The organism is Streptomyces sp. NBC_01214 (assembly GCF_026340975.1).
Lineage (GTDB): Bacteria > Actinomycetota > Actinomycetes > Streptomycetales > Streptomycetaceae > Streptomyces.
The window spans coordinates 4177638-4191307 of sequence record NZ_JAPEOS010000001.1; the positions used below are offsets into that span (position 1 = coordinate 4177638).

Consider the following 13670-nt stretch of genomic DNA (forward strand, 5'->3'; position numbering starts at 1 on the left):
CGAACGGGGCCTTGCCGCAAGCCCCCCTGTGGGTTATAACTTGAGAGTGGAAAGAGGTGGGTACTCCCCTTTCCCTTGATCGTCCGGTCTCTACGGACTTCCTCCCGCCGCGTGGCAGCGCCCAGTGCGCCCGCAGCTGTTCACCTCCACTGAACCCCTGACCGCGCTGCGTCCCCCGCCGCGTTCCTGTCGCCCGCCGCGTTCATTCGTACGGCCGAACTGCAGATGCCGTCCCCGGCGCACCGGGGCAGGCTGTGGGGCAAAGGGGAGCCGCCACCGCCTGCTCCGGTGCAGGTACAGCTCATCCACCGATCCCTCCGGGATCCACGGCTCCCGACCCCGTAGGAGGTCAGCCATGCAGGGTGACGAGAGCGCGGGCGAACTCGTGGCACTGCGGGCCAGGGTCGCGGCCCTGGAAGCGGAGGCCGCGCAGCGGACTCCGCCGAAGCACCGGATGAAGTCGCTGCTGTCCGCCGTCCTGATCATCATCGGCTGCGTGCTGGCTCCCCTGGGCATCGTCGCGTCCTGGACGTCCAGCATCGTCGGGAACACCGACCGCTACGTCGCCACGGTCGCCCCACTGGCGTCCGACCCGGACGTCCAGGCGGCCGCCGCGAACCGCGTCACCGCCGCCCTGATGGAGCACCTCGACCTCGAAACCCTGCTGGAGGACGTGGCCCCCGACCAACGGCCGCTGCTCCAGAAGGCACTGGGCAAGCTCGGCAGCTCGCTGGAAGGCGCGGTCAGCAGCTTCGTGAAGGAGAAGGCGCAGGACGTCATCGCCTCGGACCAGTTCGAGACGATCTGGACCAATGCCAACCGCACCATCCACACCTCGCTCGTCAAAGCCCTGACCGGCAGCGGCGACGGCGCCGTGGAGATCAAGAACGACGCGGTGACCGTCGACCTCGCACCGGTGATCGAACAGGTGAAAACGCGGCTGGTGGACGCCGGCATGGGCGTCGCGGCCAAGATCCCCGAGATCCACACCGACTTCACCGTCGTGCAGTCCAATGACATCGGCCGGGTCAAGACCGGCTTCAGGCTCCTCCAGATCCTCGGCGTGTGGCTGCCGATCATCGCGGTGCTGTTCGTCGCAGCGGGCGTCCTGCTCTCCGCCCACCGGCGCCGCATCCTGGTCACCGCGGCCCTCGCGGTGGCGTTCTCCGTCGCCGTCCTCGGGCTCGGCCTGACCGTCTTCCGCACCGTCTACCTCAACGCGCTCCCGGACACCGTCTCCCAGGCCGCGGCCGGCTCCGTCTACGACGCGATGATCCGCCTGCTGCGCACGACGATCCGCATGGTCGTGGTCCTCGGCATCGTGATCGCCCTCGCCGCCTGGCTCTCCGGTCCCGGCAAGTACGCCACGGCGGCCCGCCAGATCTGGCACTCCGGCATCGTCGCCACCCGTGCCACCGCCGACCGGCTGGGCCTGCGTACCGGCCCGGTCGGCCCGTTCATCCGGCGCCACCGCTCCTGGTTCACCTGGGGTCTGGTGGCCATCGCCGTCCTCGTGTACGTCCTGTGGTCCTACCCCACCGGCTGGGTGGTCGTGGGACTCGCCCTCGCTCTCCTCTTCGTGCTCGCGGTGGTGGACTTCCTCGCCGAGGACACGTCCGCCCCCGCCGACGGGACGACACCGAGCCCGCACCCGTCATGACGGGGCGTCGGCCGGGCCGCGCCCCGCTGCCGGCTGGGCCGCGGGGATGCGCTGGGTGAAGAAGAGGGCGAGCAGGGCCGCCAGAGCCAGGAGGGCGAGTGCGGCCCGCAGACCCTCGATCCGTGCCTTCTCGTTCGCGTCGAGTGCGGCCTGGGCCACCACCGGATCCGTACCCGCCGCTTCGAGGGCTTCACTGAGCTGCTCGTCCGACAGGAAAGGGGCAGTGCCGGCGAGGGCGGTGTGCGCCTGGGTCTTGACGTCGGCCGGGATCGCCGGGTTCTGGTCGATGGTGGTGAGGAACGAGGACGTCAGCACGGCGATCATGATCGACCCGGCGAGGGCGGTGCCGATCGAGGCGCCGAGGTTGGTGACGGTGTTCTGGATGCCGCCGACCTCGGCGCTCTTCTCGTCCGGTACGGCCGACACGGTGACGGCCCCGAGCTGTGAGGCGAGCAGCCCGATCCCGAGCCCGATGAGCAGCATGGGCACGGTGACGACCTCCGCGCCGGAATCCGGGGTGAGGGCGGCCATGAGGATGACGGCGCCGGCGAACATCGCCAGGATCCCCCGCCGCACGACGCGCCGGGGTGAGGCGTTCGGGCTGAACTTGGGGACCCCGACCGCGGCGGCCAGCAGGGTGATGGAGAGCGGCAGGATCAGCGCGCCCGTGTGGAGGGCGGACAGGCCGAGCGCCACCGACAGGTAGAGCGGGACGACGAAGAACACGCCCATCTGGACGAGGTACTGGAAGAGGAACATCGTCAGTCCGCCGGAGAGCTGCCGGTTCTTCAGCAGCTCCGGGTCGACGAGCGGTTCGACACCGCGCGCCACCAGGCGCGTCTCCCAGCGGAAGAACAGCCAGACCAGCAGCAGCCCGGCCATCACCAGCCAGACGACGGGCGAGACGCCGAACCACGAGGGGCCCCCGGCCTTGGGCCGGAACCAGCCCCATTCGCTGGTCCGCAGGATGCCGAACACGAACAGCCCGATGCCCGCCGCGGACAGGACCGCACCGACTACGTCGATCCGCGGCCGGTGCTCCGGGGGCGCGTCGGCGATCCGCCGGGCCAGCAGCAGGATGACGAGGACCATCACGACCTCCCCGGCGAACACCCAGCGCCAGGAGAAGAAGGTGGTCGCGACGCCGCCGATGAGCGGTCCGACCGCGATCGCCACCGCTGCCGCCGCCGCGACCAGGCCGTAGGCGGCGGGCCGTTGCGCCTTGCCGAAGTTCGAGGCGACGAGCGCCACGATCGCCGGCAGGATCAGCGCCGCTCCCACACCCTCCAGGAACGACCAGCCCAGCAGCAGGACCGTCAGGTTCGGGGCCAGCGAGGTCGTCAGGGACCCGAGTCCGTAGATCACGCAGCCGATCATGAACGCCCGTTTGCGGCCGATGAGCGCGCCGACCTTGCCACCGCTGATCATGAGCATCGCCATCACCAGCGTGTAGGCCGTGATCGCGCCCTGCATACCGCTCACCGTGGTGCCGATGTCCTCCGCCACCGTGGCGATCGAGACGTTCATCACCGAGCTGTCCAGGGCCATCAGGAACTGCCCGGCCGCGAGGGTCAGCAGGATGAGCTTCGTGTTCCCCGCGTTCCCCGCCGCCCCGGCCGGGCCCGCCTGCGCCGCTGTCATGCGCGCAGAGTGCCACGGCCGCGGGAGGCGGCCGGGCACCTCGCCCGCCGTGTCAGCCGACTGGCCGAAGCGCCGGCCCGGTCCGGCTCAGGCCGCGACGGCGGTCACCCGCCCGGACGCGATGGCGTCCACGAGACGCTGGTGGTCGCGCTCGTTGAGGTCGGCGTAGCGCTCCGCGAACCGCACGAGCGCCTGGTCGAAGACGCCGCTACGGCCCAGGTACGCCGCGATGGCGATCCGGTCGCCGGACCGGGCGTGCGCCCGCGCCAGGGTCACGCCGCACAGGCCGGCGAAGACCCGCATGCCGCGCGGCACCATCCGGGCGGGTTCGGCGATGCCCTTCCAGTCGCGCAGCTGGCGTACGTAGAAGCTCCGTTCGAGGCCGTCGAGCCCGTGCGTCTGCTGCCAGCCGAGGAAGATGTCGCTCGCAGCCTGCATCAGCCGCTGGCCGGCCACGACCCGCTCGCCCCCGGTGGCGTACTCGCTGGGGCCCGCGTACGCGGCGAGCACCGAGTCACCGGCCTCCTTGGCCTGCAGGATCAGCGGGTCATCGCCGTCGCGGCCCAGCAGCAGGACGATCCAGCAGCGCGTGCCGACACTGCCGACGCCCACCACCTTGCGGGCCATGTCGACGATGGAGTACTGCTGCAGGAGGTGTTTGCGGTCCGACTGGAGACTGAGCTTGTACCGTCCGACGACGTCCCGGATCTGGTCCTCGACCGAATCCTGTTCCTGTCCCGGCAGCAGTTCCGAAGCCGGTGTGATCAGCTGCGGCACGGCGGCGAAGCGGCGCCGGCCGTTGACCACCTCGGTCAACTTCTCGAACGCCTGCATGCTGTCGCGCCCGCGCGCCTTGCTCAGCGCCTCTGACACGTTCTTGCGGCCGCGGGTGTGGAGCGAGCCCTCCGCCAGCGCCTGGAGGTGCGTCTCGTCCACCCTCGCGTACCAGACGTCGAGGGTGCGCATCCCGGCGAAAGCGCGCATCTGCTCGCGGTAGCTGCGCACCGCCGACGTCACGATCGACGCGCGCTCGCTGTCGGAGTAGCCGTTCTCCCGGCCGGCGATGACCAGACTGGTCGCCAGCCGCTTGACGTCCCATTCCCACGGCCCGGGCAGCGTCTCGTCGAAGTCGTTGATGTCGAACAGCAGGTTCCGTTCCGGGGAGCCGAGCAGCCGGAAGTTCAGCATGTGCGCGTCGCCGCACAGCTGGGCCCGAATACCCGAGTCGGGTGTGCCGGCCAGGTCGCCGGCCATGATCGCGGCGGCACCCCGGTAGAAGCGGAACGGCGATTCGGCCATCCGGCCGTAGCGGATCGGCACCAGCTCCTGCAGCCGGGTGGCGGACTGCCGCTCGATGACGTCCATCGGGTCCGCCCGGTCCGGCGACGGCTCGAAGTCCCCGTGGGCGGATCGCGGAGTCGCCGCCCGGGCGGCCCGGCCGTTCACGGCCCGGTCCTCGGCCGAGAGCCCGGGACCGCCTTCCGCCGCGGTCGGGGCCGCGGTCGCCGTCGTGTCGCGCATCGTCATCGTCCGACCTCCCGGCCACCAGGACCCCTGTCTCCCAGCATGGCACTCACCCCACACCGCTGCCCCGCGGGCGCCCGCCCGGTCCCTTCAAGGACTCTCCTGGCGCAGCCCGCCCGGAACCGGGCTGCCCAGCCGCCGGGCCAGGTACGGCTCCTGCGCCAGCGCGGCGCCCAGGGTGATGCCGATGGCGACCGCCACGCACAGCACGATCAGCCAGGACAAGATGACGAACACCGAGCCGGTGGACCCGTACGTGGCGAGCGACCGGTTGAGGGCGATCGGCATGTAGAACCGCGCTCCCAGCGACAGCGCGGTCACGGCGGCGGCGGTGATGAGCGCGCCCGGCAGCAGCGGGGGCCACCCGATCACCCCGCCCAGCAGCAGGTGCTGGCTCCACCACCAGGCAGCCGTCTGGAGGAGGAGCGTGAGGGGGATCCCGAGCCACAGGCCGAGCCCGAAACCGTCACGGACCGGCCCCTGGAAGATCAGCAGGACCATCCAGGCGAGGATCCAGGCGAACCAGCGCCAGATCGCGACCCGCGTGCCGCCCCGCGGGATCTGCCAGGCACGCTTGCACAGCCGCTGCATGGCACGGCTCACCGCGGTCGCCGACAGCAGCACGATCACGGCGCCGACCGCTCCGACGGCGTTGCGGATGTCCTCCTCGCCGGAGCCGTCCAACATGTCGCCGAGCTGTTCGCTCGCCTGCCCGGTGAGACCGAACATCGTGCGCACGGAGGAAACCAGCTGGTCGCGCACCCCCTCCGGGGCGAACGAGGCGACGACGAAGAGCAGCGGCACGGCGGTCAAGAAGCACTGGGCGGCCAGGCGGGTGGCGGAGTCGAAGATGTTCACGCCGATCATGCGCTCCGTGACATGGGTGATCACGGGGAACCGGGTCTCGGCCCGCACCTGCGTCCGTTTGGCGGCCGCGGCCAGCTCCCGGGAGCGCGCGCGCCACCGTGCCTTCCGCTCCGACCACATCAGCGGCCCGCAGCGGCGTACGGGACAGACGGCGGATGCCGGGTCGTCGTCATGGCGGGCCTCCTTCGTCTTGGTCCAGGTTGGTGGACGAAGACCAGGGCGGCATCTCGATGGGCAAAAGGTGTCGGAGCCCGGTGCGGTGCGTAGTGTCGTATGTCGTCGCACGATTGGGGCGCCATGGTCCTCGACCTCATGCTCATCGCGTTGGCCATCGCCCTCTACCCGCTGCCCATGATGGCGTTCATCCTCGTGGTGTCCTCGCCCAAAGGCGTGTGGAAGGGGCTGGCCTTCATCCTGGCGTGGCTGGCCAACCTCGTCGCGGTGATCGCGATCGTGCTGGCGCTGACCGGCGGCCAGCCCCCGTCGCCGCGTTCCCCGCCCGGCGTGGCGGCGCTCGCGCTCAAGCTGGCCATCGGGGTGGGACTGGTGGTCTACGGGGTGCGCCGCTACCGCCGTAGGAAGGAGAAGGCGGCCCGGGACGCCACCGCGAAGCCCTCGCACGTGGACGTGGGCTCGGTGTGGGCGGCGGCGGGCCTGGCCGTGCTGATCCAGCCGTGGGGCATGGTCGCGGCGGGCGCGACGACCGTGATCGAGGCCGACACCTCGCACGCGACCACCTTCATCGCACTGTTCGGCTTCTGCCTGCTGGCCAGCTCCAGCCTGCTGGCCGCGGAGCTGTACATGGTCTTCGCACCGGAGGCAGCCCAGGCCCGGCTGCTGCGGATGCGCGCCTGGATGGAGAGGCACAAGGACGAGGCCATCGTGTTCGTCTGCCTGCTGCTCGGCCTGTGGCTGACCGCGCAGAGCATCTACGAGCTGACGAGCTGACGAGCTGACCAGCTGACCGGCTGACCGTCCGGCGCTGATCGGCCGGCGGGACCGGCCAGACGTGCGGGGGAGCGGGCAGCGTGCTGGAATGAAAAGACCTTCCCCCCTCTCCGACAGGAGCTGCCATGAGCAGCGAGACCGAGCCGCGAGCCGATTTCGGCGACATCGGCGACCTCGACGAACTCGGCCCGGTCGACTACATCGTGGTCGAGTTCCCGGGCAACCGTATGACGGGCGAGGGGTTCCCGATCCTCGTCGACCTCGTAGACCGGGGCATCATCCGCATCTTCGACTTCGCCTTCATCCGCAAGGAAGAGGACGGCACGGTGACCGCGCTGGAACTCCAGGACCTCGGTGGCGGCGAGATCGACCTCACCGTCTTCGAAGGGGCCTCGTCCGGCCTGCTCGACGGCGGCGACATCCAGGAGGCCGCCGCCGCCCTGGAACCCGGGAGCTCGGCCGGGGTCATCGTGTACGAGAACACCTGGGCAGCGCCTTTCGCCCGTGCCCTGCGACGCGGCGGAGCGCAGCTCGTGGCCGCCGGACGGATTCCCGTGCAGGCCCTGCTGGCGTCGTTGGACGCCCTGGAGGAACCGCCCGCCGGAGAGTGAAGCCCCCACAGCCTGGAGATGAGCACCATGCCCGGACTTCTTCGCGGGGTCGCCCGCACCGCCGTCATCGCGGGCACCGCCACCGCCGTGTCCAACCGCGTGTCCCGCCGCCAGGGCGGCCGCTGGGCGCAACAGGACGCCCAGCAGCAGGCCCAACAGGAGGCCCAGCAGCAGGCGGCGGCCCCGCCGCCCCCGCCGCCCGCCGCCGCACCGCCGGCCGACGACATGACCACCAAGATCGAGCAACTGAAGCAGCTCAGCACCCTCAAGGAACAGGGCGTGCTGACCGAGACGGAGTTCGCCGAGCAGAAGCGCCGACTGCTCGGCTAGGCCGAGCGGAGGAGGGGGGGTACGGACCGCGGTCCGTACCCCCCTCCTCCGTGGTTGGCCAGTCAGCGGTGCGTGCGGGTCAGGAGCCGGCGTTGACGTTCGCCGCCAGTGCCGCCTTGAGGGCGTCGCGCAGTTCGGTCCTGTCCTTGGCCACGGCCGTTCCGAAGGGCCCGCCCCGATCTGGTTGCCGACGATCTCGAAGGCGTTTCCGCCGTCGGTCGTGAAGACGAACTTCACGCCGAGCTGCTTGCCGAGCGCATCGGTGATGTCCGGGTCGACGCCGACGATCCTTCCGTTCTCGGTGAACTCCATCGGGGCGTACGTCGCGTCCGTGCCGACCTTGATGACACCGGCCTGCTGGACGTCCGCGGGCAGCTCGGTGAACAGGGGGCGCTGGGTGGAACGCCGGGCGTGCCCGTGTCTCAGGCGACGACGCGCAGGCGCGTCACGCCCGGGTCGAGCGCGCCGCGGACATGGCCGTTCGGCGCGGTCGCGGTCCGCTGGAGGAAGCGGACGGCCTCCGCGGTGATGACTTCGCCCGGCAGGACGTTGGGGATGCCCGGCGGGTACGCCGCCAGGGTGTCCGCGGAGATCCGACCGACGGCTTCCTCCGCGGCCACGACCACGGCCGGGCTCAGGAACGCCTCGCGGGCGGTGAGCTTCGTGGCACCGGGAGCCGGCAGCCGCAGCATGCCGGCGCCGCCGGCGCCGGCCGAGTCGGTGGTGAGCGGGGAGGGCAGGGTGTGCAGCGCTTCCACGAACCGGTCGGTGTCGGGGACGGACCCCGCGCCGATCACGGCGACGATCGCCGCGTCGGTCGCCACTTCGACCATGACCTGATGGTCCCGGAAGAGCCGGCGCCTGGCCTCGTGGCCCGTGATCCCGCCGGCGCGGGTGTCGATCGCGATGCGCAGCGGGTCCGCCCGGACGATGTCGGGGAAGGCGTGGAACCCGTCGCTCACCACCGTGAAGCGGCCCAGCGCGCGAACGGCGCCCCGCACCCGGTCCGCGGCCCCGACCGAGCTGCCCGTCGCGTCGGCGTCGGTGACCAGGTTCCTTCGGGCGAGATCGAGCGACGCGGTCAGCAGCGCACTCGCGCTGGTGGACTGCACGAGCCGGAACGCCCGGTCCACGAGCGGTTCGAGCAGGTCCGCGAAGGGGCCCTCCGCCAGGTGGAGCATCGCCGACTGCGTGAGGCTGCCCGCCAGCTTGTGCGTACTGGAGGTCACCAGGTCGGCGCCCAAGGAGAGGGCGTTCGCGGGGAGGTCGGGGTGGAAGCCGAAGTGCGATCCCCACGCCTCGTCGACGATCAGCGGTACCCCGGCGGCGTGGGCGGCGTCCGCGACGGCGCGTACGTCGGCCACCGCGCCGAAGTAGCTCGGGGACACGATGTACACGGCGGCCGCGTCCGGTGTGCGTTTGAGCGCCGCCGCCACGTCCGCGGCCGTCACACCGTGGGCGATGCCCTGCTCCGGGTCGACGGACGGCTGGACGAAGACGGCGTCCATGCCCGACAGCACCAGCCCGTCGATCACGCTGGAGTGCACACTGCGCTGCACGACCAGCGTGCGTCCCAGGGCGGGGGTGACCATCGAGGCGATCTGATTGCCCTGCGAGGCGCCGTTCGTCAGGAACCAGGTGCGCCGCGCGCCCCAGGCCTCGGCGGCCAGCGCCAGCGCCCCGTCGAGCGGGGTGTCCGATCCGAGGTCGATGCCGTCGAGCAGCGGCGGGAAGTCCAGCGCCGTGATCCGCGGGCCGAAGACCCCGGCGAGGTCCGATCCGGGGGTCGCGGCATGGCCGGGGACGTTCAGCCTCAACCAGTCCCGTCCCGCATGGCCCAGTACCGCCTCGGCGTACGGGGCACGCAGCTGGCCGACGCCAGGGCGGGAGGGCGGGGGGACGGCAGCGGCGGGGACGGAAGTGGGGGAGGGGGTGCGGTGATCGGTCGTTCTGATGTTCACCCCCGGAGCGTGACAGCCGTCCAGCCATTGAGGAACGATGGACTTTTCGTTACCCCTCCATACGATGTCTATATGCTCGACGTCAGGCAGCTCCAGGTGCTCCGCTCCATCGCGCAGGAGGGCTCGCTTGCCGCAGCAGGCCGCGCACTGCACTACAGCCAGCCCACGATCACCCACCACCTCGCCGCCCTGGAAGCCCACTTCAGCGCCCGGCTCGTCCAGCGCGGACCGCGCGGCGCCACGCTGACCGAGCTCGGCGAAGCCCTGCTGCCGCACGCCGAAGCCGTGCTCGACCGGCTGCGCCACGCCGAGCTGGAGGTGCGCAACCTCGCCGAGCGCGGCATGCGCACCCTCCACATCGGTACGTTCCCCACGGCGGGCGCCCTGCTGCTGGCCCCCGCGGTCAAACGCCTCCACCGGCAAGGGGTCCACATCTCGCTCACCGAGGGCGAGCTCCCCCTGCTGTTGCGCGGGTTGCGGGCCAGGGAGCTCGACGCCGCCCTCGTCTTCTCACAGCCGGGCGACAGCCTCGATCTCGACGCGGACTTCGAAGTGCACCCGCTGCTGTCCGACCCGCTGCTCCTGGTCATGCCGGAGGACCACCCCTGCGCATCGCGGGACGAGGTGTCCCTCGGGGAGCTGCGGGACACCGCGTGGGTGGGCGCGGCCGACCCGCACGACCCCTGCGACCGCGTGCTGGCATGGGCGTGCGGCCAGGAGGGGTACGAGCCCCTGCACGTGATGCGCACCGACGACTACGCGGTGGTCCAGGGCCTCGTCGCCGCGGGGACGGGCGTGGCCCTCGTTCCGCGGCTCGCCCTGGGACAGTCGAGGCCCGACCTGGTGGTCCGCCCCCTCGCCCGGCCCGATCTCGCCCGGGAGATCAGCGTCGCCGTACTGCGGTCCACCTCCGCCGGCGCCGCCCAGGAACTGATCGGGGCGCTACGGGAGCAGGCCGCGCTGATCGCGGACCGCTGGGCCGCGGCCTGATCGCGCGACGCCCACCCGCTGTTGGCTCCGTGCGGCCCTCGCCCACGACACCGGCCGGTCTCACGGAGGCGCCGGCGCCCGCGGGGGCGGGCGGTCATTCCCCGGCGGCCGGTCCTCGCCCCGCACGGGCGTCGAGGACCGCCGCGGTGAAGCCCGCCAGCTGGGCCCGGAGCTCCTCGCGGGGTACGCCCTTTTCGCCGGCCAGGTGCGCCACCAGGTCGGCCCGGGTGGCCGCGAGCAGGGCGTGGGCGGGGAAGTCGGTGTCGGCCGGACCGGGGACGAGTCGCAGCAGGTCCCGGAGCAGGGTGTGCCACTGCTCGTAGTGCTCCGTCCGGTAGGGGCTGTCCGCGCCGCTCCCCTCCAAGGCCAGGGCGAGGTGGCGGTTGTCGAGTTTGAAGCACAAGAGGGCGTCGAGCAGGGCCGGTACGCGCCGGGCCGCCGGTGTGGCCGGCCCCAGGGGCTCAGGGCCCCGTTCGACCGCTTCCCTGATCGGTTCGAGCCGTGCCTCGTAGAGCGCGCGGATCAGTCCGCCCCGGTCGCCGAAGGCGCGGAAGAGCGTCGCCTTGCCGACGCCGGCCGCTGCCGCGATGTCGGCCATGGTCACGTCTTCGGGACTCCCGCAGTGGGTGAACAGGGTGTCGGCGGCGGCGAAGACGGCCGCCCGGTTGCGGACCGCGTCCTTGCGCGGCTTGCGTTCGACGGGCATCGGGTTCCCTCCGGTTGCAAAACGGACCGGCGGTCCGTATCTTGCGGGGAGAGAAGCGGACCGTCGGTCCGTATCGTAATGGACGGAGAACCGTCGTGCCCGCGACCACCACACCCCCGGATCTGTACCGCCACAGCCTCCGCCTGCTCCTGGACAAGGACATCGCCTCCTGGGTCGGCCTGTGGGCCGAGCACGGCGCCATGGAGTTCCCCTTCGCCCCTCCGGGCTGGCCCAGGAGGTTGGAGGGGCGGGAGGCCATCGCCGCCTACATGCGCAACTATCCCGACCACATCGACCTGCACGACTTCCCCGACCTGCGGATCCACGAGACCACCGACCCGGGCACCCTCGTGGTCGAGATGCGCGGAGTGGGCCGCCTGGTCGCCACCGGGAGCCCCTTCGACATGACCTACATCGCCGTCGTGACCGTCCAGGACGGGCAGTTCACCTCCTACCGCGACTACTGGAACCCCCTCGCCGTCCACGAACCCGGGGCGGCCTTCATGACGGACCCCACGAGGAGCAGCGCCCGATGACCACCACCGCCCCCACGCCCCCGACCCGCACCACCCTGGTCATCGGCGCCACCGGCACCACCGGCAGCCGCACCACGGCGCACCTCGTCGCCGCCGGTCAGCGCGTCAAGGCCGGCAGCCGCCGGGCCACGCCGCTCCCGGGCGCCGATCCGGTCCGCTTCGACTGGTACGACCCCACCTGCTTCGCCGATGCCCTCGCCGGGGCCGACCGGGTCTACCTCGTCCCGCCCATCGGCGACCCGGACCCGGCGGCGGTCATGCTGCCCTTCCTCGAACGGGCCCGCGCCTGCGGTGTGCGCCGCGCCGTACTGCTGAGCTCCTCGGCGATCACCGAGGGCGGCCCGGCGGTCGGACGGGTGCACCGGGCCCTCCCCGGCCTGTTCGACGAATGGGCGGTACTGCGCCCCTCCTGGTTCATGCAGAACTTCACCGGCGCGCACGCCCACGCCGACGGCATCCGCGCCGACGGCGTCATCCGGACCGCGGCCGGGACGGGCCGCGTCGGATTCGTCGACGCCGACGACATCGCCGCCGTCGCGGCCCGCGCCCTCACCGACGACCGCGCGCCCGACACCGACCTGGTCCTCACCGGGCCGCAGGCGCTGAGCCACGACGACGTCGCCGCACTCCTCACCGAGGTCACCGGCCGCCCGGTGGTGCACCACCAGCTCACCTACGAGGACATGCGCGACCGCCTGGCCGCGGTCATGCCGTCGGCGTTCGCCACGATGCTGGCCGGGATGGACCGGTCCATCGCCGAAGGCGCCGAGGACCGCACCACGGACACCGTCCACCGTCTCACCGGCCGCCCGCCGCACGACTTCCGGACGGTCGCCGTACGGGAGCTCTGCGGCCGGGCCGCCCCGGCGGGCGCGACCTCGGCGGACGCGGCCCCGACGAGGAGCGCCCCTTAGCCGGAGGGGCCCGCGGCGGTGTGCTCGAGGATCGCGGCGACGATCGTCGCCCAGTCCGCTCGCTCGACCCCGTGCCCGGCATCCTCCAGGGCCAACAGCCGTCCCCCGGGGATCCGTTCCGCGAGTGCCCGGCCGTGTCGGAGCGGGAACATCGGATCGGCGGTCCCGTGGATCACCAGCGCGGGTACGGCGATCGAGGACAGCGGAGCCTGCGCGATCGCGCCGTCCGGGAGCGCGTCGTGGTTGCGGGCCGCGCCGAAATCGTGGGCGCGCTCGACGTCGCGGCGGACCAGGTCGCGGGCGGCGGCCTCGTCGAACGGGCGCCGCCCGCCCGCGAGCACCCGTGCGTAGGCGACCTGGTGCTCCACCACCGCGTCGGCATCCGGCTCTTCGGCGTCGGCTGCCGAGACGAACCGTACGAACTCCTCGGTCGGCGGGGGCAGCTCAGGGCCGCCCGGCACGGCGCAGGACGTGCTGATCAGGACGAGCGACCGGACGCGGCCGGCGTGACCGAGCGCCAGCAGCTGCGCGAGCGCCCCTCCGGCCGAGACGCCCACGACGTGCGCGGCCGGGACCTCGTGGGCGCGCAGCACGCGGACGGCGTCAGCGACCAGGTCCGCGGTCGTGTACCCGGGCTGGCCCGGCGGGTAGGTGACCGACCGGCCGGTGTCGCGGTGGTCGTAACGGATCACGAAGCGCCCGCCCGCGGCGAGCATCCGGCAGAAGCCCTCCTCCCACCAGAGCATCGAAGCACCCAGGCCCATGACGAGCAGGACGGGCGGATCCGACGGATCGCCGAAGGACTCGGTGCACAGCCCGATGCCGTCCACCTCGATCACGCGCTCAGCCATCGTCGCTCCTCCTCGCCCGTCCCATGATGCCCACGCGTGCGGGTCCGGAAGGCCGGTCGGCGCACTGCCCGGGCGGCCGGTGTTCGCCCGGACGGTCCAACGGGCGCGGGCTCCGGGGGGCGCCTACGCTG

13 protein-coding genes and 1 pseudogene are annotated in these 13670 nt (G+C 72.2%); 7 read left to right on the forward strand and 7 right to left on the reverse strand.

All coding sequences use genetic code 11. The features are described from left to right. The first annotated feature begins 355 nt into the window (after positions 1-355). Positions 356-1660, forward strand: coding sequence for a hypothetical protein (locus OG594_RS19635; protein WP_266600664.1), 1305 nt, complete (start codon positions 356-358; stop codon positions 1658-1660). Here the strand turns inward: OG594_RS19635 and OG594_RS19640 are convergent. From OG594_RS19640 to OG594_RS19650, 3 genes are all read right to left on the reverse strand, one after another. Further along, positions 1655-3301, reverse strand: coding sequence for an MFS transporter (locus tag OG594_RS19640; protein WP_266600666.1), 1647 nt, complete (start codon positions 3299-3301; stop codon positions 1655-1657). The two genes, OG594_RS19635 and OG594_RS19640, sit on opposite strands and share 6 nt — an antisense overlap. Before the next feature lie 87 nt (positions 3302-3388). Then, positions 3389-4828 carry a DUF2252 domain-containing protein gene (locus OG594_RS19645; RefSeq protein WP_266600668.1) on the reverse strand — a complete coding sequence of 480 codons (1440 nt, stop codon included), beginning with the start codon at positions 4826-4828 and terminating at the stop codon, positions 3389-3391. Positions 4829-4915: 87 nt separating this feature from the next. Further along, positions 4916-5716, reverse strand: coding sequence for a YhjD/YihY/BrkB family envelope integrity protein (locus OG594_RS19650; protein WP_266600670.1), 801 nt, complete (start codon positions 5714-5716; stop codon positions 4916-4918). Between the two features lie 273 nt (positions 5717-5989). On the opposite strand from OG594_RS19650, the gene OG594_RS19655 reads away from it, so the two are divergent. The 3 genes from OG594_RS19655 (at position 5990) to OG594_RS19665 (ending at position 7581) form a co-directional block, all read left to right on the forward strand. Further along, positions 5990-6640, forward strand: coding sequence for a GAP family protein (locus OG594_RS19655; RefSeq protein WP_266603051.1), 651 nt, complete (start codon positions 5990-5992; stop codon positions 6638-6640). A 125-nt stretch (positions 6641-6765) separates the two neighbouring features. Continuing rightward, on the forward strand, positions 6766-7251 hold the full coding sequence (locus tag OG594_RS19660) for a DUF6325 family protein (protein ID WP_266600672.1): 486 nt from the start codon (positions 6766-6768) through the stop codon (positions 7249-7251). Positions 7252-7278: 27 nt separating this feature from the next. Continuing rightward, on the forward strand, positions 7279-7581 hold the full coding sequence (locus OG594_RS19665) for an SHOCT domain-containing protein (protein ID WP_266600674.1): 303 nt from the start codon (positions 7279-7281) through the stop codon (positions 7579-7581). A 216-nt stretch (positions 7582-7797) separates the two neighbouring features. Here the strand turns inward: OG594_RS19665 and OG594_RS19670 are convergent. After that, positions 7798-7971 (reverse strand): annotated as a pseudogene (locus tag OG594_RS19670) (transporter substrate-binding domain-containing protein); the annotation flags it as partial. A gap of 32 nt (positions 7972-8003) precedes the next feature. Beyond that, the gene (locus tag OG594_RS19675; RefSeq protein ID WP_266600676.1) at positions 8004-9542 is read right to left on the reverse strand and encodes an aminotransferase class I/II-fold pyridoxal phosphate-dependent enzyme; all 1539 of its coding nucleotides are present in this window, start codon (positions 9540-9542) and stop codon (positions 8004-8006) included. A 72-nt stretch (positions 9543-9614) separates the two neighbouring features. Between OG594_RS19675 and OG594_RS19680 the strand changes: the two genes are divergently transcribed. Then, on the forward strand, positions 9615-10532 hold the full coding sequence (locus OG594_RS19680) for a LysR family transcriptional regulator (RefSeq protein WP_266600683.1): 918 nt from the start codon (positions 9615-9617) through the stop codon (positions 10530-10532). A gap of 94 nt (positions 10533-10626) precedes the next feature. On the opposite strand, the gene OG594_RS19685 is transcribed toward OG594_RS19680, so the two are convergent. Next, entirely contained in the window at positions 10627-11238 is a 612-nt protein-coding gene (locus tag OG594_RS19685) for a TetR/AcrR family transcriptional regulator (RefSeq protein ID WP_266600685.1), read from the reverse strand. A 95-nt stretch (positions 11239-11333) separates the two neighbouring features. Here OG594_RS19685 and OG594_RS19690 point away from each other — a divergent pair, with 95 nt between their 5' ends. Further along, positions 11334-11774 carry a nuclear transport factor 2 family protein gene (locus tag OG594_RS19690; protein WP_266600687.1) on the forward strand — a complete coding sequence of 147 codons (441 nt, stop codon included), beginning with the start codon at positions 11334-11336 and terminating at the stop codon, positions 11772-11774. After that, positions 11771-12688, forward strand: coding sequence for an NAD(P)H-binding protein (locus OG594_RS19695; RefSeq protein WP_266600689.1), 918 nt, complete (start codon positions 11771-11773; stop codon positions 12686-12688). Before OG594_RS19690 ends, OG594_RS19695 begins: the two co-directional genes overlap by 4 nt. On the opposite strand, the gene OG594_RS19700 is transcribed toward OG594_RS19695, so the two are convergent. Next, entirely contained in the window at positions 12685-13539 is an 855-nt protein-coding gene (locus OG594_RS19700; protein ID WP_266600691.1) for an alpha/beta fold hydrolase, read from the reverse strand. The genes OG594_RS19695 and OG594_RS19700 overlap by 4 nt on opposite strands. Positions 13540-13670: the final 131 nt, after the last annotated feature.